Genomic DNA, 22,606 nt, shown 5'->3' on the forward strand with positions numbered 1-22,606 from the left:
GGCCACTCGAGCGCTCCGGTCCGGGACCCATGGCCCTGAGCCGGGAGCGCGGCGGGTGGCCTTTGTCATTGGAAGACCCGATGCCGACCACCTCCCACAGCCCCGCCCCCCAGAAGTCTCGGGCCCCGTCCCGACCATTGCGTATCGGGGGTGGCCTGTGTCATTGGAAGACCCGATGCCGACCACCTCCCACAGCCCCGCCCCCCAGAAGTCTCGGGCCCCGTCCCGACCATTGCGTATCGGGGTCATCGCGCATATCCAGTTTCCCATCCGGCAACCCTTCGCGGGCGGGCTGGAAGCCTTTACCCACGACATCGTGCTGGGCCTACGCGCCCGTGGCCATGAGGTGATCCTGTTCGCCCGGGACGGGAGCGCTGAAACGCTGCGGGTCGACCCTATCATCGAGCACCGTTGCCTGCCGATCAGCCTGAGCGAAGGCTATATGGCCGAGCACCATGCCTACCTGGGCCTGATGCAGCGCATCGACAGCCTGGGCCTGGATGTGATCTTCAACAACGCCTTGCACTATGTGCCGGCGACCATGGCCAGCCTGCTGCGCACGCCAATGCTGACGGTGCTGCATACGCCGCCCTTCTTCGAATTGATCAACGCCTACGGCGACGGCCGCGCCGCTGGCAGGTTCTGTACGGTCTCGGCCGCCAATGCCCGGAGTTGGCAGCACCTGTTGCCCGAGTGCGAGGTCATTCCCAACGGTATCGACCTTCAGGCCTGGATGCCTTCGGCCACGCCACCGGGCGACCATGCCCTGTGGTTCGGACGCCTTGTCCCCGAAAAAGGCGCGCACCTGGCCATCGAAGCGGCGCGCAAGGCGGGCATGGAAATCCACCTGGCCGGGAACATGGCCGATGATGACTATTTCCGCCAGTACATCGAGCCCCTGCTGGGGCCACGGGTACACCATCTGGGGCATCTCTCCCGGGAACAGTTGGTTATGGCGCTCGCCCAAGCCAAGGTCGCCCTGGTCACTCCCTGCTGGGACGAGCCCTTCGGCCTGGTAGTGGCCGAGGCCATGGCCTGCGGTACGCCGGTGGCAGGCTTCGACCGGGGCGCCATCGCCGACCTGGTGACCGAGGACACCGGCGTGGTGGTCCCAGCCAATGATGTCGAAGCCCTGGCGGCAGCCATGCCGATCGCGGCAGGCAAGTCCCGCCAGGCCTGCCGTGCCCTGGCCGAGCAGAACTGGGGTTTCGACCTGATGCTGAGCCGATACGAGCGACTGCTGGCCGAGGTCGCTGCTGGCCATGCATGAATTCAACATCGGTTATTACGTTCACCATCACGGCGCTGGACACGGCGTGCGGGCCCTGACGATTGCCGAGCAACTGGGGCATCCGGTGACCTTGATCGGCAGCGCGCTGCCGCAGGGACCACTGGCCTCGCATATCCACCGCTTGGAGTTGCCGCCGGACACCGCCGAAGGGGTGGAGGAGCCAGCGCTGACCGGGCTGCATTACGCGCCGCTGGGTGTGCCGGGGCTGCGCTCGCGCATGGCGCGTCTGGCCCAGTGGTTCGAAAGCCATTGGCCTTGCCTGCTGGTGGTAGACGTTTCGGTAGAAGTGGCGCTCTTCGCGCGGCTGTGTTCCGTTCCGGTAATTTATATGCGCCAGCATGGTCAGCGGGACGACCTGCCTCACCAGCTGGCCTACGAAGCGGCCAACGCCTTGCTCGCGCCCTATCCCCAAGAGCTGGAAGATCCAGCGCTGCCGGAGCGTTGGCGGGCCAAGACGGCCTACAGTGGCTGGTTGTCCCGCTTTGCCGAGCAGCCGGCGGCCGAACCTGAGCCGGGACGAGTCCTGGTGATCTGCGGGCGGGGCGGCAGCGGGCTGAGCGCCCCTTTGCTGGAGGCGGCCGCCGTGGCTTGCCCAAGCATTGAGCTACGCGTGGCCGGGCTGCCGGACGATGCCTTCAGCAAGGCCCCGGCGAACCTGGTTCCGTTGGGGCACCTGGCCGATCCTTTGGAAGAAATGCGCCGGGCATGGGTGGTCATGGGCAGCGCCAGCGATAGCCTGGTGTCCGAAGCGGCGTCCCTGGGTTGCCGCTTCGTGGCAGTGGCCGAGGCACGTCCATTCGATGAGCAGTTGCATCAGGCGCGACGCCTGGAGGCGGCGGGCCTTGCCCTAGGCCTGGAGGCCTGGCCCGCTCCGGTCCAATGGCCTTCGGTACTGGATAAAGCCGGTGCCCTCGATGGCCTGCGCTGGCGCCGCTGGGCGGACATCGCCGCCAGTGCCCGGGCGGCGGCCATTATCCAGGAGCAGGCTGAGGCCGTCTTCAAAAGCCTTGGCGAGCGGTATTGAAGCAGCTTTCCACCTCGGCGGCGTCAGGCGTGCGCAGCACCTGCAGGGTGTCGCCTTCCCAATGCACCAGGCCACGTTCGGCGAAACTGCGCAGCCAGCCTTCCATGGGCCAGACCTTCCAGCGCTGATGAAAGCGCAGGGCGTTGGTGATGATGTCCTGGAAGTGATTCAACGGCGGACTGTAGGTCGGGTGGTACTGATGGTAGGCCAGGGCTTCGGCTACTCGCAGCGGCACTTGGCGCGCCTGGGCACGGAAGGCGAAGTCAGTGTCTTCGGCGCCATAGCCGGTATAGCCCTCGTCGAACCCGCCGATGCGTTCGAACACCGGGCGGGTACAGGCGAAATTCAGTGACCAGAACAGCGCGTGTTCCAGTTCATCCCCCGGCTCGCCGCGGTAGACGCTCAGGGGGTGAGCCACGCTCTGGGCGCGCAGGCTGGCTTCGTTCCAGCCCGGTGCGTTAGCCCCCTCGGGAAGGTAGCGCACCGCGCCAAGGTGCAGGTCATGGGGATAGGCGCGCAGGGCGGCCAGGTAGTGCTCCACCAAGGTCTCGGAGGGGATGCAGTCCACGTCGAGGAAGATCCAGGGGCCCTCCACCGGCAGGCCGAGTATTGCATTGCGCGCACGGGCCAGGGGCAGGCCGTCTACCCCTTCGAGTACCTGTTCATGCACGGGAAAGCGATCGCTGTGCAACGCGGCGGCTGGCTCGTTCATATGCACCACCCAAAGCCCCAGGGGCAGAACGGTGGAATGCTCCAGCCCCTGTAGAAGATTGTGCAAGTGGCCGCTGCGCCCATGGACCAGAGTGATCACATGCAGGCCCGCAGAGGCGGGGCCGCTGGCGACATGGCCAGGGGGGGAGGAGGGTGTGGTGGTCATTCGAGAGCTCCCGAAACATAAAACCAGGCAGTTGGTAGCGAGTCGCCAGGCTTGGCATTAAGATGCCAGCGCATCCCTTCGGCCGTGAGGCGCCTCAGAAAGCAAGCCCCGCGTCCGAGGCGCACGATGGACGCCGTCCCGCTTCACTAGTCGACTCGGCCATGGCTGCAAAGGTTTCTTCCCACCGACCAATGTCGCCCGCGACACTCAGGAGTAAGCATGTCACCAAAGGATTTATTGCTGGCGCTGGTCGTGATCGTCGCCTGGGGCCTGAATTTCGTCGTGATCAAGGTCGGCCTGGACGGTTTGCCGCCCATGCTGCTGGGGGCGTTGCGCTTCGCCCTGGTCGCCTTCCCCGCGGCGCTTTTCATCAGGCGACCGAAGCTGCCATGGCGCTGGCTGCTGGCCTATGGCGCCACCATTTCTTTGGGGCAGTTCGCCTTCCTGTTCGAGGCCATGGCCCACGGGATGCCGCCGGGGCTGGCTTCTCTGGTGCTGCAGAGCCAGGCGTTCTTCACCCTGTTCTTCGCCGCGCTCTTCCTGCGTGAGCGGCTGCGCCCGGCCAGCGTGCTCGGGTTGCTGGTGGCCGCTGGTGGCCTGGCAATGATCGGCCTGGAAGGGGATCACGTCACGCCCATGCTGGCCCTGCTGCTGACCCTGTGCGCCGGCGCCATGTGGGCCATGGGCAACATCATCACCCGGCGCTTCGGCAACGTGGACTTGGTCGCCCTGGTCGTCTGGGGGGCGTTGGTGCCACCTTTGCCGTTTCTTGCACTGTCCTGGTGGCTTGAGGGGCAGGCGCGTATCGTCGATTCCTTGCTCAACATTCACTTGAGCTCGCTGCTGAGCCTGGCGTACCTGGCCTTCATCGCGACCATGCTCGGTTATGGCCTGTGGAGCACGCTGTTGTCCCGTTACCCGGCCGGCAAGGTAGCACCCTTTTCGTTGCTGGTGCCGGTGGTGGGGCTCAGTTCTTCGGCCTGGCTGCTGGGTGAACGCCTAGGCCCGCTGCAATGGGCCGGTGGCGCGCTGGTGATGGTGGGCCTGTTGATCAATGTGTTCGGGCCGCGTCTGTTCAGCGGGCGTGCTGCCGGGCGGGCTACCCCCAGCCGCTGAAGGCGCAAACCTGCCGGACCCTGGCTTTTATGGCATCATCGGCGCTTTTCCCTGTTCGCCCTGGAGAAGCCCATGAGCCTGCCCACCGTCACCGTCGTTCCCCCTGGCAAACCCTTGCAGGGGCGGGTGGCGCCGCCAGGGTCCAAGTCCATCACCAACCGCGCGCTGCTGCTGGCGGCGCTGGCCAAGGGCACCAGCCGCCTGAGCGGCGCGCTCAAGAGCGATGACACCCGCCACATGTCTGAAGCCCTGCGGCAGATGGGCGTCGCCATCCAAGAGCCGGACGCCACCACCTTCATCGTCACCGGCAACGGTGGCCTGCGTGTCCCCGCGGGGCCGCTGTTCCTGGGCAACGCTGGCACCGCGGTGCGCTTCCTCACCGCGGCGGTGGCGACCGTGCCGGGCACGGTGGTGCTCGACGGCGACGCCTATATGCAAAAACGCCCCATTGGCCCGCTGCTGGACGCACTGCGGGCAGTAGGTATTGATGCCCATAGCCCCACGGGCTGCCCACCGGTCACGGTTCGCGGCGGCGCGCTCAAGGCCAGCCGGCTCGAGATCGACGGCGGCCTGTCCAGCCAGTACGTTTCCGCGCTGCTGATGCTGGCGGCCCTGGGCGAAGCGCCCATCGAGGTGGCGCTCACCGGCAAGGACATCGGTGCGCGTGGCTATGTGGACCTGACCCTGGCCTGCATGCGCGCTTTTGGCGCCCAGGTGGACATGCTCGACGATGCCACCTGGCGTGTCGCTCCTGGTGGCTACCAGGCCCATGATTACCTGATCGAGCCGGACGCCTCCGCCGCTACCTACCTTTGGGCCGCCGAAGCCTTGACTGGCGGCGCCATCGACCTGGGCGTGGCCGGCGATGCCTTCACCCAGCCCGACGCCCAGGCACAGGCCCATATCGCCCGCTTCCCCGACATGGCGCCGGTGATCGACGGCTCCCAGATGCAGGACGCCATCCCGACCCTGGCGGTGCTGGCCGCGTTCAACCGCAACCCGGTGCGCTTCACCCAGCTGGCTAACCTGCGCGTCAAGGAGTGCGACCGGGTACAGGCTTTGTACGATGGCCTGAACGCCATCCGGCCCGGCCTGGCCACCGTGGAGGGGGACGACCTGCTGGTAGCGGCCGATCTGGGGCTGGCTGGCAGTCACAGCGAGGCAATCATTGATACCCATTCCGATCATCGCATGGCCATGTGCTTCGCCCTGGCCGGGCTCAAGGTCAGTGGCATCCGTATCCAGGACCCGGCCTGCGTGGCCAAGACCTACCCGGCCTACTGGGATGCACTACGTGGGCTGGGCGTGGAGCTGCACTTCGCCTGAGCCCAGCCGCCCGCCGCTCGGCCGGCCGGCGGAACTCTTGCCCCCGTATCGCTTCGGACGTTCAAGCGCTTCATGAAACGTCGGCTCGCCAGGCCTGGAACCTGGCGGGCAAGCATCCGCGAGCACAGGAGGCCCAGCGCCATGAGCGACGCCCTGCAGGAGTACAACCGCAAGCGTGATTTCGAAGCCACGCCGGAGCCCTCCGGCAAGGCCCGCCCGGGCAAGGTCCAAGACGCCGAGCACGCGCTGCAGTTCTGCATCCAGAAGCACGATGCCAGCCATCTGCACTACGATTTTCGCCTGGAGCTGGACGGCACCCTGAAGAGCTGGGCCGTGCCCAAGGGGCCCTCGCTGGACCCCCGGGACCGCCGCCTGGCCATCCAGGTGGAGGACCATCCCATCGACTACGCCAGCTTCGAGGGCCATATCCCCGAGGGCCATTATGGCGCCGGCGATGTGATCGTCTGGGACCGGGGGGTCTGGCAGCCGGAGGAAGAGCCACACAAGGCGTTCGAAAAAGGCAGGCTGAAGTTTCGCCTGCAAGGGGAAAAGCTCAGCGGTGTCTGGAACCTGGTGCGCACCGGCATGAGCGGAAGCAAGCAACAGTGGTTTCTGATCAAGTCTCATGACGAGGCGGCCCGGGACCATGATCAGTACGACGTGCTCGAAGCCGCCCCAGACAGCGTGATCAGCGATCGTACCCTGGTGCCGAGGGCCAGGGGCAAGGCAGCCTCGACCAGGATGCCAGCGAAAACGCCGTCAAGGTCCCGCTCGGCTGACACCAAGCCCGCTACGTCCGTCGGGAGGCCACCAGCTTCCAGCAAGAAGCGTGGCGCGCTGGAAGGCGCGGTGGCGGCACCGCTGCCAGAGACGCTCACTCCGGAACTGGCGACCCTGGTCGAGTCCGCACCGGCCGGGGAATGGACCTACGAAATCAAGTTTGACGGGTATCGCATCCTGGCCCGAATCGACCAGGGCGAGGTTCGTCTGTTTACCCGCAACGGCCATGACTGGACCGCTCGGCTACCGCGCCAGGCCCAGGCACTAAAGGCCCTGGGGTTGGAATCCGCCTGGCTGGATGGCGAAGTGATTGTCAACAATGATGAAGGCGTACCGGCCTTCCAATCGCTGCAAAACGCCTTCGAAAGCGATCAGGCCCAGGCTATCGTCTATTACCTGTTCGACCTGGTTTACCTCAATGGCATGGACCTGTCCCAGGCGCCTCTGGAACAACGACGCGCGGCCTTGGACAAACTGCTGCAGGCCAACCAGGATGGCGGCCTGCGGTTTTCCGCCAGCTTCGACGAAGCGGCCACGTCACTGCTCGACAGTGCCTGCTCCCTGAAGATGGAAGGGCTGATCGGCAAGCGCCTGGGCAGCCCCTATGTCAGCCGTCGCAGCAATGACTGGATCAAGCTCAAGTGCAAGCATCGCCAGGAGTTCGTGGTGGTCGGCTATACCGAACCCCGCGGCAGCCGTAGCGCTTTCGGCGCGCTTCTGCTGGGGCTGCACGATGCCGACAGCGGGGAGTTGCGTTACGCCGGCAAGGTAGGCACGGGTTTCAACGAACACACCTTGAAGACTATCCATGCGCGACTGCAGCCCCTGGAGGTGAAGAAGCCGGCCTTGGCCAACCCACCCAAGGGCGCCGAGGCACGTGGCGTTCACTGGCTGAAGCCGACGCAACTGGCCGAGGTGGCCTATGCCGAAATGACCCGGGAGGGTTCGGTGCGCCATGCGGTGTTCCACGGCTTGCGCCAGGACAAGCCCGCCACTGAAATCATCCAGGAGACGCCCATGGATACGGCCAAGCTCAAGGCCGAGAAGGCCTCGACCAAAACAACTGCCAAGGCTGCATCAGCCAGAACAGGGGCCAGGGGTGCCGGCGAAGCCAAGCCGGCACCGCTCAAGGCCAGCAGGGTTGGCAAACACGAAGCCCCGGCCGGAGAGATCCGCATCACCCACCCTGACCGTGTGATCGATGCCACCAGCGGCACCACCAAGCTACAGCTGGCTCAGTACTATGCCCAGGTGGCGGCCTGGATACTGCCCCACCTCGAGCGGCGTCCGGTGGCGTTGGTGCGAGCGCCGGAAGGGATAGCCGGGGAGCTGTTCTTCCAGAAGCATGCCGAACGGTTGAAGATCCCTGGCATCTCTACCTTGGGGTCGGCATTTTCCGGCCAGCCGGTGATGGTGGTGGACAACCCCCAGGCACTGCTGGGGGCGGTACAGATGAGCACTGTGGAGTTCCATACCTGGAACGCCACCAGCAAGGACGGCCAGCATCCGGATCGTTTCGTGCTGGACCTCGATCCGGACCCGGCCCTGCCCTGGAAGGCCATGGTGGAAGCTACCCAACTGACCCTCACGGTGCTCGATGAGTTGGGGCTCAAGTCGTTTCTCAAGACCAGCGGCGGCAAAGGGATGCATATCGTAGTGCCGCTCAAGCCCAAGGACGACTGGGAAAGCGTCAAGGCGTTTTCCCATGCCATCGTCAGCCACCTGGCCAGGCTATTGCCGGATCGCTTTTCCGAGGTGGCTGGGCCCAAGAACCGAGTGGGCAAGATTTTCGTGGATTACCTGCGCAATTCACAGGGGGCTACCACCATTTGCGCCTTCGCGGCTCGTACCCGCGAAGGCCTGCCGGTGTCGGTGCCGGTGTCGCGCGAAGAAGTGGCCGGGCTCAAGGGCGGCAACCAGTGGAACATTCATAATATTCACGAGCGGCTCGCAGAGATGGAGGGCAATGACCCTTGGGAAGGCTACGCCAAGGTGCGCCAGACCATCACCGCGACCATGCGCAAGAAACTGAACATGAAAAATTGAAACGCGCGAAAGCCGGCCCGCCTTGGGGCCGGCCTCGCTCCACCGGAGGCCCATGAGCAAGATCATCACTGAACCGCGGGACATGGCCAGCAAGGCCCAGGAGACCAGCGACAATGCCATGTTCGGCACGCCCAAGGCGCGGCTGGACTTCTACCGCAACGAAATCCAGTACGAAACCTCGCTGCTGTCCAACCGCACCAACGCCTACCTGTCCGCGCAATCGTTCCTGGTCATCGCCTTCGCCTCCTCCATGGCCAACCTGAACCCGGACTGGGGCAAGCTCTTCACCCTGGTGGTGCCCCCTATCCTCGCCCTGCTGGGAATCGTCAGTTCCCTGCATGCCTGGCCGGGCATACGCGCGGCTTACGAGATCATCGATCATTGGCATTTCAAGCAGTACCAGTTGCTGCGCGCCGAGCCGACCATGGGCGCGGCCTATGACGACTCGCCGCTGTTCAGCAAGTATGAAGCCCAGGAGAAGGGGTTTCGCCAGTCATTGCTGTTTTCCATGCGTACCCCCTGGATCTTCACCGGGTTCTGGGTGGTGCTGGGAATGTTTTCATTGTGGCTGCACTTCGGAAAAACCTAGCCGCCGCGGGGACTCGAAGCCGCCTCAGCGAGTATCGATCCTTCCGGCAAAGCCTAGGCCGAGCGCTGCGGGAGCATCGAGCAGCTTTGCATGACAGTGTCCTGGCGGATGGCCGTGGTGCTCACTGCAATGGTTCAGGTTACGTGCGATATGGCCGATAACCGGGTCAAGCCACATCCGGTTGTCAGCCACTCGATCATTCACAGGCAGTTTCACCATGCGTGCATCACACGATCAACTTAAAGAGCATTACCTGCGAGCCGACCGCGTCATGCTGGGCATAGTCTGGTTCATGTTCCTGGCTGCCCTGGGGATTGCCGCGTGGTCGGATACCTGGGCCCAGGCCGGGCTGGTCGGCGGGGGCTGCGCTATCGTTCTTACCCTCTTGCAGCGAATCGCCCCAGGCTCCCGGCTGCTTCGTTGCGCCATGGGCACCGGCCTGATGGTAATGGCCGCGCTCCATATCAACCTGGGCCGCGGCTTCACTGAACTGCACTTCGGTATTTTCGTGCTGCTGGCCTGCCTTGTGTATTACCGCGACTGGCTGCCCATAGTCGTGGCCGCCGGTGTCATCGCGGTCCATCACCTGGCGTTCTTTTTCATCCAGGAGCACTTCAGCGCCGTGCATGTGGTGCAGGAACACAACATCTGGGTCGTGCTGCTGCACGCGCTCTACGTGGTCGTTGAAAGCGTCATCCTGGTGTACATGGCCAAGCGTAGCCAGGCCGAGGCCGTGGAAGGGCAAGCCCTGCTGGATATCGCCAATCGTCTCGGCGCCGACGATACCCGAGTGGACCTGGGCTATCGCAGCGACGTGCACAGCCCCGTGGTATTGCGTTTCCACCAGTTCCTGGACCAGCTCCAACGCATGGTCGGCGAGGTCATCGACGAGGCGGATCGACTCGGCGCCACGGCGCAAAAACTGAGCGGCGCCACTACCGGCATTCGCGGTGGCGTCGACCAGCAGCAAGACGCAGCCGACCGGATGGACGCGGCGCTTCGTGCCCTGGCGGGTTCGATCGAGGAAGTGGCTGCCTGCGCTGGCCAGGCATCGAGCGTCGCGGTGGCCATCAATGGACATTCTCGGCAGAGCACCGCCGCGGTCGAACACATACGCAAAGAGATTCAGGCCCTGGCGGGTAATATCGAAACCACAGGGCGGGACGTGCTCGCGCTGGCCGAGGCTTCCGAGGAAATCGGGACGGTGCTGGACGTCATCCGTGGCATTGCTGATCAGACCAATCTCTTGGCGCTCAATGCTGCCATCGAAGCGGCCCGGGCCGGGGAGCAGGGCAGGGGGTTCGCGGTGGTGGCCGATGAGGTTCGCAACCTGGCCCAGCGTACGGCCAGTTCCACCGTGGAAGTGAGGACGCTGATCCAGCGGCTCCAGCAAAGCACCGTCCAGGCGACCCAGGCCATGGATGAGAGTCGGGAAGGGGCAAAGCGTTGCGTCCAGGGTGTCGACCAGGCCGCGACCTTGTTGGGCACGGTCGCCAACGACATTGACTCGATCAGTGCCATGAGTCTGCAGATCGCCGCCAGCACTCAGTCGCAGTCGGCGGCGAGCACTCAGGTAAAGGACGACCTTGGAGCGTTGCAAGGTGTGGCTCAGGACAATGCGATCCAGGCGGGTGTGCTCGAAGGTGAGTCGGAGCACTTGAATCAGGCAACCAGCCGATTGGCGCAAGCCAGCAAGCGATTCCGAGTGACCGTCGCCTGATGTTCCGGGGAGCACTCGCTGGAAGGCGTCGGTTATCCCCGCCCCGGGCATGTGGGGCCCTGCTGAATAGCGCCCTGGCGAAGCGGTAGAAAAAAGCGAAGCGGCTGAAGAAAAACCATGCAGTCAAAGCGTCAGGAAAGGGATAGCTTAGGCAGCTTGACTGCCATCTTCCTCGAAAGGACGCCCATGAAAGCCGTTGCTTTGTTCGCCTCGTTTGCTTGCGTCATGGTCTGGGGGGCCGCCCAGGCTGCCGTGCCTTCTGTAGCTTCGGCCGCGGAGGCCGAACACGCCGACATGGTGGTGACCCTGCTCGGCACCGGCTCCCCAAGCCTGAGCCCTGAACGCTTCGGCCCCTCCACACTGGTGCAGGCCAATGGCCTGAATCTGATGTTCGACGCCGGTCGTGGCAGTACCATTCGCCTGGCCCAGCTCGGCGTACCCCTGGGCGCGGTGAACGCCACCTTTCTTACGCACTTCCATTCGGACCACATCAATGGCCTGGCCGACCTCTGGGCCACCAGTTACTTGCCCAGCCCGCAGAATCGCAGGACCAGCGCGTTCCAGCTCTATGGGCCCCAGGGCACCCAGATCGTGGCCGAAGGCTTGCGCATGACCATGACGGCGGACTTGATCATCCGCCAGAATGACAACGAGTCCACTGCCGAGGCGCAGCGCATCGAGGTGCATAGCTTCCACCGGCCGGGCGTGGTATTCGATGAAAAGGGGGTGAAGGTCACTGCCTTCCCGGTCAACCATGGGGCGGCCATCAAGCCCAGTTATGGCTACAAGGTCCAGTACAAAGGCCATACGGTGACGCTGTCGGGGGATACCCGCTATGACCCCCGGGTGATCGAGAATGCGAAGGGCGCCGATGTGCTGGTGCACGAGGTGAATGTAATCTCCACCCATCATCAGGACGAAGCCTGGGCCAAGCCCATCCGCGAGCACCACACCTCCCCGGAAGAGGCGGGCAGGGTGTTCGCCCAGGCTCAGCCCAGGCTGGCGGTGTTCTCCCATATCTCCCGACCTGGCCCCCAGGACGAGACCAACACCGACGCCATGCTGTTGCAGCGCGCCCAGCAGGTCTGGCCCCAGGGCAAGGTGGTAGTAGGGTCTGACCTGATGCGCATCTACGTGGGCAAGGACGTGACCTATAGCGCCTGGGCCCAATGAAGCGATAAGCCACGGGGCTTTGCAGGATGGCGAAGCCTTTGCTATGTTCAGCTCTGTTCACATTCGGACACATCCCATGCCGGTATTTCTGCACACCGCTTCAATCGCGCAGCCTGCCCCAGGCCCGCGGCGGTGTGCCCAGCCGGTATCTCCTCCTGTCGTTGCAGTGATGGTGGCTGCCGTGGCTGTAGCGGTAGCGCTGCCCGCCGTGGTGGCGCTGGCCTGAACGGTCGCCTTTCACGCTCCAGTCTTGCTTGCCTCTAGGCGCTGGCGCACTGGAGCCTGCTTCCTCTTCGACAGGTAATGCTTGCATGGTTATTTCCCGATCCTCCTGGGCAGCGACCGCTGCCATGGCGTTGTTCGTGCTGCTGTGGGGCAGCGCCGCCATCTTTACTCGGTGGGGGCTGGACCACGGTTCGCCCATCGCCCTTCTGATTCTGCGATTCGGCCTGGCGCTGTTGGCCCTGGCGCTTATCGGCGGATGGCGTCAGCGCTGGCTTCCCGACCCGGGTACCGGCAAACGCGTCGCCACCACCGGCTTCTTGCTGATCGGCGGTTATTCGGTGTGTTACTTCCAGGCCATGGCCCATGGGATGACGCCGGGGCTGATTGCCACCCTGCTGGGGGTGCAGCCCATCCTGACGTTGTTGATACTGGAGCGCCGGGTGTCGCTGGTCCGGCTCGCCGGCCTGCTGCTGGCCTTGAGTGGACTGGTGCTGGTGGTCTACCAGAGCCTGGTGGCGGCCCGGGTATCCGTGTCAGGTTGCGTCTTCGCCTTGCTGGCCCTGGCGTTCATGACCTTCGGAGCCTTGCTGCAGCGGCAGGTCAGCCAACATCCGGCTCAGGTGCTGCCGTTGCAGTATATGGTGAGCCTGCTGCTGTGCCTGGCCCTGGCACCCTTCCAGCCGGTAACGGCCCGGTGGGAGGTTGGACTGCTGGTGCCTGTGCTCTGGCTTGGCCTGGTGGTTTCGGTCGTGGCTCAGTTACTGCTCTATCGACTTATCCAGACCGGCAACCTGGTCAAGGTCACCAGCCTGTTCTACCTGGTGCCCGTGGTCACTGTGTTGCTGGACTACCTGGTGCTGGGCAACGTACTGAGCCGGTTGAGCCTGCTGGGCATGGGGCTGATCCTGCTGGGGCTGGCGCTGGTGTTTCGACAGCACGGCTGAGGGCCCCGCCCGCGCTGCCGCTGCTCAGGCGGGCTCGAAGGGCGGGCCACGGAAGCTGTCCAGCCCCTCTACCGGCTTCAGGCGCACCGGCTGGCCGGTGCGCGCGCTCTCGTAGATGGCTTCCATCAATCGATGGTCCTGTACCCCTTCTTCTCCGGGCGTGAAGGGGGTGCGGTCACTGAGCACACACTCGGCCATATGGTCCAGCTCCTGGGCGAACTGGTTCTTCGGCTGCAGGGTGAGCTCGGCATTGCGGGTGGCATCACCGTCGCGGTCGATAACGGACAAACGCTGGCCCTGGTACAGGAAGGCGTTGGGCATGTCCAGGCTGGCCCGCTCGAGGTTCAACCGTTGATACTTGTCATCGCGAGCCCCGTAGCTGGTAAGGCAGTTGGCGACGGTATTGGAGGGGAAGCGCAGCGTGAACTGTACGGTTTCCTCCACATCGGCGAAGCGAGGGTCACCCGGGGGCGAGTAGGTGGTGGCATAGACCTCCACCGGCTCCTCGCCAGTGATGAAACGGGCGGTATTGAGGCAGTACAGGCCAATGTCCACCAGCGAGCCGCCACCGGCCATGGCGTGTTTGTGGCGCCATTGCCGTGCGCCATCCTCGGCGACTGTCTGGGTGTTGACGCCATGGTAGGCGACCAGGCGGCCCAGCCCCTTGTCTTGTACCAGTTCCCGGGCGCGGCGGTTATAGGGCTCGTATTGAATACGGTAGGCGACCATCAGCTTCACCTTTGCCCGCTGGCAGGCTTGCACCATGGCCTGGGCGTCTTCGCTGGATACCGACATCGGCTTTTCCGTAAGCACATGCTTGCCCGCAGCGGCGGCCCGCTCGCAATATTCCCGGTGCATGGCGTTCGGAAGCACGATGTAGACGACCTTCACCTGCGGGTTGTCGCGGATCTGGTCGAAATTCTCGTAGCTGTAGCAGGCCTCGGGTGGGATGCCATATTGGCTAGCCACGGTCTTGAGCTTGTCCGGGCTGCCCGACACCAGCGCCACGGGCTTGGCTTTCAAGGATTTGCCGAAGGCCGGCAGGATTTCCTCCAGGGCCAGGCGGCCCAGGCCAACGATAGCGAAGCCGACCCGTTGCTCCGGGGGCAGCGGCTTGGGCGGCGGTGCTGAAGGGGTGTCCTGCGGGCCGCGCCAGGCCGGGAATTTCACTGCGCCGGCTTCCACCTGGCCAGTGTCTACAGGGGTAGGCGCGGTGAATCGCTCAGCCATGGCCCGCGGTGCGACCACGGCGGCCGTGGCGCAGGCGCCGACCAGCTTGCAGAGCGTGCGGCGGTTGAGTTGGGAGGGCTGGTCAGTCATGGGCGTTCTCACACTGGGAAATGATGACAGTGGTATAACGCGGACCGGTCAGCCCTTCGTCCGGTTCAGTCGCGGCGACCAATAGGGAGCCGGGCGGCTGGGACTGGCCGGCGACGATGCTTGCCGCCAGGAACTGCCCGGAGAAGCCGCCCATGAAGCTGGTAGCAAAAAGCACGGGCCTGAGGGCTAGGCAGCAAGGACCGATGGCGTCCTCTCTGGATACCTTTGGACCGCTTTCCCACGCTCAGGCTTTCTTCAGCGCATCCCCATGATGCAGCGCCCGGTGGCCGGACTTCGCGCTTTCCACCTCGTACTGGGGCTCGTCCTTGGACGCCGTGCGGTGCTTCCCCATAAAGTCCAGGTCGCTGGTATGCACCTTCACGACCTTGCCGTGTGTCTCGCCTGCCTGGGAATTCCAGGCAACGTTGTCGCCTTTCTTGAATGTGGTGGCCATTGCCATCTCCTCAGATGAAATAGGAATGGGGCAGTGAGTGGTAGACCTGTACGAGCGCAACCCGATTCCGCCGCCCCGCCCAGTGGCATGGCCTCGGTTAAGCCTAAAGGCCTGCGAGGTCACTCACCACCCTCGATGCGGGCTTTGAGACATTGGCCACGGCGCTTCTCTGGCCCGCGTCTCATCCCCGCTCACCTCTGACGTCGACCAGCCGATCACCTTCGAAGCGCAGATAATGGTACATGCCGCCGCGAGGCCCGTAGGTCCACTGTTCTGCTGGCAGGCTTGTCATACGGCCAGCCGCATCGATGACCCGAACGTAGCTGATCGCGGCGCGGCTGGCTGGTTCGCCGCACTTGCGCAGTACCATGGCGGTGCTGTCGTTCACCGAAACCAGGGCACTGTCGCAACGAAAGGTCTGGTCGGCCTGGCCGACACAGGGGAGCAGCAAAACCACGAGCAGCGCAAAGGCTTGGGTTTTCATAAGCGATCCATTCCAGGCAAGCCGGGTGAGCATAGCGCGTGGCTTGCCGTCCGTCGAAGAGCAGCGTGCAGCGCTGAAGTGGCCTCAGGCCTTGGCCGATAAGAAAACTATCACTGTGCCATCTTCCCGGAATCCAGCATGCCGTTGTCACATGCGCCTTCACCTCCCACGATGCCTGGCAGCGGCAGCCATTCTCGGGTTGCCCGACGTGCCGCCTGGCTGGTAGCCACGATCCTGTTGTGCCTGTTTCTCGGCGCCAGCGGGGTACTGAGCCAGGTCGCCTCAAAGCTCAATGAAGAGGAAAACCTGCGCAGCCAGGCCTTGGCCAGCAGAGCCAGCGAGGCCTGGCTGAACGGCATTACCTACCCCTTGCTGGATTTCGCCCATTGGGACGAGGCCTACGAGCATACCCTCGGGAACGTCGACGAAGCCTGGGCGGCTCAGCAGGTGGGCATGGGACGGTCACTCTTGGCCCAATACGGCCTGAACGGCGTGTTCATCCTGGACGCTCAAAATGAAACCCGCTACGCCTTCGCCAAGGGGCAATTCAATACCCGCCATGCCAATGAATGGATCGACGGTGACCTTGCAGGCCTGCTCGCGGAGGCGAGGAACCGCGCCGGTGAGCGAATTGCCGTCAAAAGGTACTTCACCGTAGAGGGGCGCCCGGCGATGGTGGCCGCGGCGGCCATCAGACCGCTGTCGTACCATTCCAAGGCGCCGGTCTCGGAACTGGCCTGTCTGGTATTCGTAGACATCATCGGCCCCGGCAGCCTGGCGCGCATGGGCGAGCTGTTCGGCTTGCCCGGCCTGCGTGAGGCGCCGGCAGAGGCGACGGTCGGCCTGGCTTTATCCGAACAGCCGCCGCTTTACCTGACCTGGGACGTGGCTCGCCCCGGGGCGACCTTCTTGGCGATGATGTTGCCATTGCTGGTAATGGCCACGCTGCTGTTCGGCATCGGCGCCTGGCTGTTGCTGCGCCGGTCTATCCGGGCCGCGGAGCAGGTGGACCATGGCTGCATTGCCCAGGCCCACGTCGCCTACCTGTCGCGCCACGATTCGCTCACCGGCCTGCCCAACCGCAGCCACGCCTACCAGGTATTGCAGGAGCGCTTGGCAGGGGTCGCCCAGGGCGGTGCCTTCGCGGTGCTGTACATCGACCTCAGTGGCTTCAAGCAGATCAACGATTGCCTCGGCCACATCGCCGGTGACCAGGTGCTGACCAACGTGGCTCGTCGGCTGCAAGGCGCCCTTGGTCACGGGGATTTCCTGGCACGCCTCGGTGGGGACGAGTTCCTGGTCATCACGCCGCAAGTCTGCCCGGAGCATTTGAAAATCCTTTGTCAATCGCTGCTGCGGAACTTCGACCCGCCCCTGGTCACCGCTGAACACGAGCTGCGCCTTGGCCTGTGCATCGGTATCGCCCAGGCGCCCATGGATAGCACCGATGGCGAGGAGCTGTTGCGCCTGGCGGACATCGCCCTCTATGAAGCCAAGGCCCACGGTCAGCATTGCTGGCAGCTTTACAACGCCGAGATGAAAACCCGGATCCTGGAGCGCCGTAGCCTGGAGCAGGATCTCAAGCGTGCGGTGCAGCAGGATGAATTCATTGTGGTGTTCCAGCCCCGCTTCGGGATCGACGGCCGGCGCATCCTGGGGGCCGAGGCGCTGGTGCGCTGGCAGCACCCGGAGAAGGGCCTGCTCAGCCCGGGGGTGTTCATTCCCCTGGCCGAGGAAACCGGCTTGATCGTCGGGCTGAGCGACATCGTGCTGCGCCGTGCCTGTGAGCTGGTGGCCAACATGCCGGAGCCGATCTTCGTATCGGTGAACCTCTCGTGCATAGAGTTCATGCGCGCCGACCTGGTCAACCGAGTCGAACAGGCCCTGGCGGTTTCGGGCCTGCCGCCGTGCCAACTGGAAATCGAGGTTACCGAGAGCGTGATGATCGACAATGCTGAGCGTGCCCTGGCCCTGATGACACAGTTGAAGACGCTGGGCGTAAAGCTGTCCATGGATGACTTCGGAACCGGCTATTCGTCCCTGGGTTACCTTAGTTGCTACCCCTTCGATGGCATCAAGATCGACCGCAGTTTCGTGATGAACCTGACCGACCCCAAGGCCAACAATGAAGCCATCGTCAGCGCGGTCATCGCCATGGGCAAGAGCCTGGGCATGGCGGTGACGGCCGAAGGCGTGGAAACGGCCGAGCAGTTGGGAGCCTTGGCGGCCTTGGGGTGCGATCAGGCACAAGGCTATCTGCTGGGACGGCCGATGACACCCCAGGCGCTGATCGCGCTCCTGCATGAACAACATCAGGAACAGCTAACGAGCGCGGCGGGGAGCGAGCAGGATGTGCCTCAATCCAGCTATAGTCCAGCGTGTGAATCCCTGCAGGTTTCCCAATGACAAGAACCATGCTGCGTGCCTTGCTACTGTTTGTCCTCGCCGCCACGATTCCGAGCGGGTTGGCCTGGGCTGCCGGTGAGATCGAGGTGGTCACTGAAGAACTGCCGCCGTACAACATGACGGTAGGCGGCAAGATCAGCGGCTTCAGTACCGAGATCGTCCAGGCGGTGATGAAGGAAACCGGCGTCGAGGCGCCCATCCAGGTGATGCCCTGGGCCCGTGCCTATGACCGTGCCTTGTCGGTGCCTAACGTGTTGATCTACTCCATCGCCCGTACCCCCGAGCGCGAGCCCCTGTTCCAGTGGATCGGCCCCATCGGGCCGACCAACTGGTACCTGTACAGCCTCTCCGAACGGCCGGTGAAGCTCGACAGCCTGGAAGACGCCCGGGGGCGGCAGATCGCCACGGTCAACATGGATGTGGGCCAGCAGTATCTGCTTGGCAAGGGCTTCAAGATGAACTCGGAGCTGCAGTCGACCAACCGCTATGAAAACAATTTCCACATGCTCAAGGTCGAGCATGTGGAGTTGTGGATTTCCAACGAGCTCAACGCGATCTACCTGACCCGGCGCAACGGTGAGGACCCGGCCAAGGTGCTGGTAAAGTCCTTGCCCTTGCCGGAGCTGAGCAGCCCTGACGGCCTGAGCATGGCCTTCAGTCGAGGCACCTCACCGGAGCTGCTGGAGCGGTTCCGGCGTGGCTTGCAGACGATCAAGAGCAACGGTACCTATGAAGCCATCATGCGGCGCTGGCTGGGCAAGCCGCATTGACCGACGGGCGCGCTAGGCCAGATACCACCAGAGCAACGACGTGCCGACCAGGCCCACCACTGAAACGATGGTCTGCAATACGGACCACACCCAGAGGGTTTGCTTGAGTTGCAGGCCAAAGTACTCACGGACCATCCAGAAGCCGGCGTCGTTCACATGGCAGAAGAACACCGAGCCCGCACCTATGGCCAATGCCACCAGTGAGCTTTGGGTAGCCGCCAGGCCAGCCATCATGGGCGCCAGGATGCCCGCTGTAGTGGTGGTGGCTACCGTGGCCGAGCCGGTGGCCTGGCGCAGGGCCACGGCGATCAGCCAGGCTAGCAGCAGGTAGGGCAAGTGGGCGCTTTCGGCCGCCTTGCTGATGGTCTGGCTGACCCCCGCTTCGAGCAGGGTCTGCTTCAGCCCGCCGCCAGCGCCGATGGTCAACAACAACGCCGCGATGGGGGCCAGGCTTTTGCGCAGCGTCTGCCCCACCCGCTCGCGGGCCATGCCGTTGGCCCAGCCGAGCAGGGCGACCGCGGCCAGTACGGCCAGGCCCAGCGCGACCAGGGGCTCGCCAAGGAACTTGAGCACCACGCCCAGGGTGCTGTCCACAGGCAGGCCTACCTTGGCCAAGGTGCTGCCGAGCATCAGCGCCACAGGCAGGAGAATGATCGCCAGGGAAGCGAGGAAGCTGGGCCGCCGCTCGGCCTCAGGGCGGGCGCTGAACAGCTCACCCAGCTCGGCGGGAATAGCCACGTCGAGGCGCCGCGACAGCCATCGCCCGTACAAAGGTCCGGCAAGGATAACAGCCGGCACTGCCAGGATCAGCCCCAGTAGCATGGTCAGGCCCAGATCAGCGTGGAGGGCGCCTACCGCAATGAGCGGTCCCGGATGCGGAGGCATCAGCGCGTGCAGGGTGGTCATGCCGGCCAGGGCGGGAATCGCGATTTTCAGCAACGGTTGGCCGGATTGGCGCGCCATCACGAAGATGATCGGGACCATCATCACCAGGCCAACCTCGAAGAACAATGGAAGGCCGATGATCATCGCTACCAGCGCCATGACCCACGGCAGGCTGCGGCCCTTGCCCAGTCCCAGCAAGGTGCTGGCGATTCGGTCCGCCGCGCCGGATTCGGCCATGAGCGCGCCCAGCATGGCGCCCAGGGCGATGATGATGCCCGCTTCGCCGAGCAAGCCTCCGGCGCCCTTGCTGAAGGCCTTGGCGACTTCTTCCGGAGCCAGGCCAGCGCCGATGCCAGCGATGAAGGTGCCCACCAGGATGGACAGGAACGGCGGCAGGCGCAACCCACTGATCAACACAACGATGCTGGCGATGGCCAGTGCACAACAGGCCAGCAGGCGGGTGTCATGGGCCAGCCAGGCCACTGGGGTCAGGTCCACGGGGGTACTCCTTTGTTATTGGTGTGAATACCGGTGCAACAAATTGTTGCAAACTCACTACGGTAGACCCGCCAGGCTTTCAAGGAGCTTTCAATCTGCTTCGCACAGAAGGGTTTCATATGAAGACTTGCTCAGGCTGCAAGGCGCGGCAAGCTCAACAGCAGGGAGCCCCCGCACGGAGCGAGCGGGGACTGGTGCAGCGGGGACGGATCAGCGTTTCTGAAACTGGTAGAAGAGGTTGGGTTCGCTGACCACGTAAAGGTTGCCGTCCTTGTCCATGGTCAAGCCTTCAGCCTGGGGGGCGTCCTGCTGCAGGCCGCCCAGGTTGGATCGCAGCGAGCGGATACTGACGAAACGTCCCTGTTCGTCGAGTTCGGTAATGTTCATCGACTGGTCGCTGAGCAGCAGCAGGTGGCCGGTGCGCGGGTCGTAATAGCCGTCCGAGAGGTCGCGCCCGTAGCGTCCGCGTTCCACCCAGGCGGTAAGGTCGGTCACGGTGAGGTTCAGCGGGCCTTGGATCGATCGCAGCATGCCGGATACCGAATACAGTTGTTGAGGGTCCCGTTCCTTGATGGCGAACAGGCGGTCATTGCGTGTGTCGTAGGTCACCCCCTCGAAACCTTTGTTGTTGTGGCTCAGGCCCAGGGCGAGGGTTATTGATTGGGCACTGCTCGCCAGAATGGCCTGCTCTCGCGGCGGCAAGGTGATCACATCCAGCCGCTGCTGGTCTTCGTCGGCGATGGCCACCCGATTGCCCCCCAGGTAGGTGAGGCCTTCCGTATCTTCGAAACCCACAAGAGGATAGCGAGCCTCCAGGTCCCCCTCCTTATTCATCACCAGCAGCTCCATGGGCATATTGGTGATGGCCAGCAGCCGATCGTGGTCGTAGTCATAGGTAATCCCCGAGAGGTTGCGCAGGCCCGGCGCTATGGGCTTGGCATCGATGGTCACCCGGTAGCCAGGCAGCCAGACGTTGCGGCCCGGCGCGGTGTCGCCTGTCCGATAGTTCTGCCAATGCGCCTGCAGTTGTTCGACCAGGCACAGGCGATAGGCTTGCACGCAGAGCCCGGCAACCAGAGCGAGCAATGCCAGTGGGCCGAGGCTGCGCAGGCGAACGCGCAGCCGGCGCCTCTGTCGTGGATGGGCACGCAAGCGGTCCTGCGTCAGGGTCTGAGTGGTCATGGCGTTGTCTCCAGGGTGCGACTCAAGGGAAGGAAAGGGTGGCGCCGGCTACCCGGTGGGCGCCGTCCAATGGAAGCGGTACACGGTGCTGGGCGGTGTCGAGCGGCAGCGGCCGTTGTCCGCCGTGCCGTTGACCAGGTACCAGCTGGCCCGTGAGGTCTGCCCCAGGAGCCTGGCCTGATCGGCGTGGAAACAGCGGTTCAGGCTGGCCTTCGGCACCAGGGCGAAGGCCGTGGGGTGGGTTTGCAGCCAGCTGGCCGCGTTTTCCACGGACGAACCCCGGCTGAAGCCGAAGTGAACGATGGGCTGGCGGGCGAATAGCCAGTGCCCCTCACGCCAGTCCACCAGCACCAGGTCGGCGCCGGCGCTGGCTTCGGCGGCTTCGCTCATCAGGGCGGCATGAGGATTGGAGCCTTCGCGAAGCGGCTCGACAAAACCCCGGACGAACCAGAGGCCGAACCACAGCACAGAGAGGGCAATGAAGGCTTGCCGACCACGAGGGCGACCGCTGAACCAACGGCCCAGCAGCCATGGAACGAGCGGGGCGGCTACCAGCGCCAGGGCAGGCAGCGCTGGGTAGATATAGATCTTGCGCTTGCCAGTGCTGAGGCAGAAGAACAGCACTACCAGGCAGGCCCAGCCCAATAGCAGCAGCACCCGCGCGTCGCCCTTGCGCAATTGTCGATACCAGGCCGGTACCAGCCACGGCAAGGCGAGCACCAGGGGCAGCCAGTACTGGGGAATGACCTTGACGAAGAAGTACCAGAAGGGCTCGCGGTGATCCCAGGCATCGGTGTATCGGCTGGCGGTCTGGCGCAGGAGGATATCCTGCAGATAGGCCAGTTCGGCCGCCCCGCCTCGCTGGGCGATGGCCACCAGCAACGGCAGTAGCCAGAGGGCGCAGGCGGCGAGGGTGATACAGGCGCCCAGCCACCAGCGGCGCGCTTGCCCCGGCAGGCTGACGACCCCAGGCCAGCCTCGGCGTACCGCGTAGGCATAAGGCAGCAGCATCAACGCCGGCACGAAGCCGACGCCCTTGCTGATGATCCCCAGGCCCATGGCGGCGCAGCCCAGGTAGAACCACCCCCAGGCCGGCCCCTGCAGCAGGTGGCGTACCAGCCCGTAGAGGCCGAGGGCGACCCAGAGGCAGAGAAAGCTGTCGATCTGGCCAACCCGCAGGATGCTGTAGGTCTGATAGGTGCCCAGGAACAGAAGCGCGGCGATGCGGCCGATGCGTCTGTTCCACAGGCGCTGACCAAGGTCATGCAGAACCGCCGTGGTCACCGCCGCGGAAAGCAGGCCGGGCAGGTAGAGGGCGACCCTGGGCGAGCCGGTCAACCAGCTGAAGAAGGCTACCGTCCACATGAACAACGGCGGCTTGTCGCCGTAGATTTCCCCAGCGCGGTGGGGAATGAACCAGGTGCCGCTTTGCAGCATCTCCAGGGCAACCCCGAGAAAGCGTTCCTCATCCACGTTCAGCGGCTGGCGCCAGCCCA

General features: G+C 64.3%; 18 protein-coding genes and 1 pseudogene. 11 read left to right on the top strand and 8 right to left on the bottom strand.

Annotated features, from left to right (window positions below):
- Window positions 1-175 precede the first annotated feature (175 nt).
- Entirely contained in the window at window positions 176-1,270 is a 1,095-nt protein-coding gene (locus tag BN1188_RS16260) for a glycosyltransferase (protein WP_232430934.1), read from the top strand.
- The gene (locus BN1188_RS16265; RefSeq protein ID WP_040262442.1) at window positions 1,263-2,315 is read left to right on the top strand and encodes a hypothetical protein; all 1,053 of its coding nucleotides are present in this window, start codon (window positions 1,263-1,265) and stop codon (window positions 2,313-2,315) included. The genes BN1188_RS16260 and BN1188_RS16265 overlap by 8 nt, the downstream gene beginning before the upstream one ends.
- On the opposite strand, the gene BN1188_RS16270 is transcribed toward BN1188_RS16265, so the two are convergent.
- The gene (locus tag BN1188_RS16270) at window positions 2,290-3,192 is read right to left on the bottom strand and encodes a glycosyltransferase family 2 protein (protein WP_232430935.1); all 903 of its coding nucleotides are present in this window, start codon (window positions 3,190-3,192) and stop codon (window positions 2,290-2,292) included. The genes BN1188_RS16265 and BN1188_RS16270 overlap by 26 nt on opposite strands.
- Window positions 3,193-3,411: 219 nt before the next feature.
- On the opposite strand from BN1188_RS16270, the gene BN1188_RS16275 reads away from it, so the two are divergent.
- The 7 genes and pseudogenes from BN1188_RS16275 to BN1188_RS16305 all read left to right on the top strand — a co-directional run bounded on the left by BN1188_RS16275 (window position 3,412) and on the right by BN1188_RS16305 (window position 13,111).
- Window positions 3,412-4,308: an EamA family transporter gene (locus BN1188_RS16275; protein ID WP_040262443.1), complete on the top strand. Its 897-nt coding sequence runs from the start codon at window positions 3,412-3,414 to the stop codon at window positions 4,306-4,308.
- Between the two features lie 72 nt (window positions 4,309-4,380).
- Entirely contained in the window at window positions 4,381-5,634 is a 1,254-nt protein-coding gene (aroA, locus tag BN1188_RS16280) for a 3-phosphoshikimate 1-carboxyvinyltransferase (protein ID WP_040262444.1), read from the top strand.
- A 141-nt stretch (window positions 5,635-5,775) separates the two neighbouring features.
- Complete coding sequence (gene ligD, locus BN1188_RS16285) at window positions 5,776-8,460, top strand: DNA ligase D (protein ID WP_040262445.1); 2,685 nt, start codon at window positions 5,776-5,778, stop codon at window positions 8,458-8,460.
- A gap of 52 nt (window positions 8,461-8,512) precedes the next feature.
- Window positions 8,513-9,049, top strand: a complete 537-nt coding sequence (locus tag BN1188_RS16290) for a hypothetical protein (RefSeq protein ID WP_040262446.1) — start codon at window positions 8,513-8,515, stop codon at window positions 9,047-9,049.
- 1,171 nt (window positions 9,050-10,220) lie between these two features.
- Window positions 10,221-10,769, top strand: a pseudogene (locus tag BN1188_RS22455) (methyl-accepting chemotaxis protein); the annotation flags it as partial.
- Window positions 10,770-10,955: 186 nt separating this feature from the next.
- Window positions 10,956-11,942 carry an MBL fold metallo-hydrolase gene (locus tag BN1188_RS16300; protein WP_052469309.1) on the top strand — a complete coding sequence of 329 codons (987 nt, stop codon included), beginning with the start codon at window positions 10,956-10,958 and terminating at the stop codon, window positions 11,940-11,942.
- A gap of 311 nt (window positions 11,943-12,253) precedes the next feature.
- Entirely contained in the window at window positions 12,254-13,111 is an 858-nt protein-coding gene (locus tag BN1188_RS16305; RefSeq protein WP_040262448.1) for a DMT family transporter, read from the top strand.
- Window positions 13,112-13,135: 24 nt separating this feature from the next.
- Here the strand turns inward: BN1188_RS16305 and BN1188_RS16310 are convergent, their stop codons facing one another.
- The 4 genes from BN1188_RS16310 to BN1188_RS16325 form a co-directional block, all read right to left on the bottom strand.
- Window positions 13,136-14,431 carry a Gfo/Idh/MocA family protein gene (locus BN1188_RS16310; RefSeq protein ID WP_040262449.1) on the bottom strand — a complete coding sequence of 432 codons (1,296 nt, stop codon included), beginning with the start codon at window positions 14,429-14,431 and terminating at the stop codon, window positions 13,136-13,138.
- Window positions 14,424-14,606, bottom strand: a complete 183-nt coding sequence (locus BN1188_RS16315; protein ID WP_040262450.1) for a hypothetical protein — start codon at window positions 14,604-14,606, stop codon at window positions 14,424-14,426. The genes BN1188_RS16310 and BN1188_RS16315 overlap by 8 nt, the downstream gene beginning before the upstream one ends.
- A gap of 69 nt (window positions 14,607-14,675) precedes the next feature.
- Window positions 14,676-14,885 (bottom strand): hypervirulence associated TUDOR domain-containing protein, encoded by a 210-nt coding sequence (locus BN1188_RS16320; protein ID WP_040262451.1) that lies wholly within the window; start codon window positions 14,883-14,885, stop codon window positions 14,676-14,678.
- Window positions 14,886-15,066: 181 nt separating this feature from the next.
- A complete protein-coding gene (locus BN1188_RS16325) occupies window positions 15,067-15,369 on the bottom strand; it encodes a DUF2845 domain-containing protein (RefSeq protein ID WP_040262452.1) in 303 nt (100 codons plus the stop codon).
- A 138-nt stretch (window positions 15,370-15,507) separates the two neighbouring features.
- Between BN1188_RS16325 and BN1188_RS22115 the strand changes: the two genes are divergently transcribed.
- Window positions 15,508-17,775 (top strand): putative bifunctional diguanylate cyclase/phosphodiesterase, encoded by a 2,268-nt coding sequence (locus tag BN1188_RS22115; protein WP_084596251.1) that lies wholly within the window; start codon window positions 15,508-15,510, stop codon window positions 17,773-17,775.
- A complete protein-coding gene (locus BN1188_RS16335) occupies window positions 17,772-18,545 on the top strand; it encodes a substrate-binding periplasmic protein (protein ID WP_040262453.1) in 774 nt (257 codons plus the stop codon). The genes BN1188_RS22115 and BN1188_RS16335 overlap by 4 nt, the downstream gene beginning before the upstream one ends.
- 12 nt (window positions 18,546-18,557) lie before the next feature.
- Here the strand turns inward: BN1188_RS16335 and BN1188_RS16340 are convergent, their stop codons facing one another.
- From BN1188_RS16340 to BN1188_RS16350, 3 genes are all read right to left on the bottom strand, one after another.
- Window positions 18,558-19,928, bottom strand: coding sequence for a GntT/GntP/DsdX family permease (locus tag BN1188_RS16340; RefSeq protein WP_040262454.1), 1,371 nt, complete (start codon window positions 19,926-19,928; stop codon window positions 18,558-18,560).
- Between the two features lie 210 nt (window positions 19,929-20,138).
- On the bottom strand, window positions 20,139-21,110 hold the full coding sequence (locus BN1188_RS16345; protein ID WP_040262455.1) for an SdiA-regulated domain-containing protein: 972 nt from the start codon (window positions 21,108-21,110) through the stop codon (window positions 20,139-20,141).
- Window positions 21,111-21,158: 48 nt separating this feature from the next.
- On the bottom strand, window positions 21,159-22,547 hold the full coding sequence (locus BN1188_RS16350; protein WP_408633629.1) for an ArnT family glycosyltransferase: 1,389 nt from the start codon (window positions 22,545-22,547) through the stop codon (window positions 21,159-21,161).
- Window positions 22,548-22,606: the final 59 nt, after the last annotated feature.

The sequence above is a fragment of the Pseudomonas massiliensis genome (genome assembly GCF_000826105.1).
GTDB lineage: Bacteria > Pseudomonadota > Gammaproteobacteria > Pseudomonadales > Pseudomonadaceae > Aquipseudomonas > Aquipseudomonas massiliensis.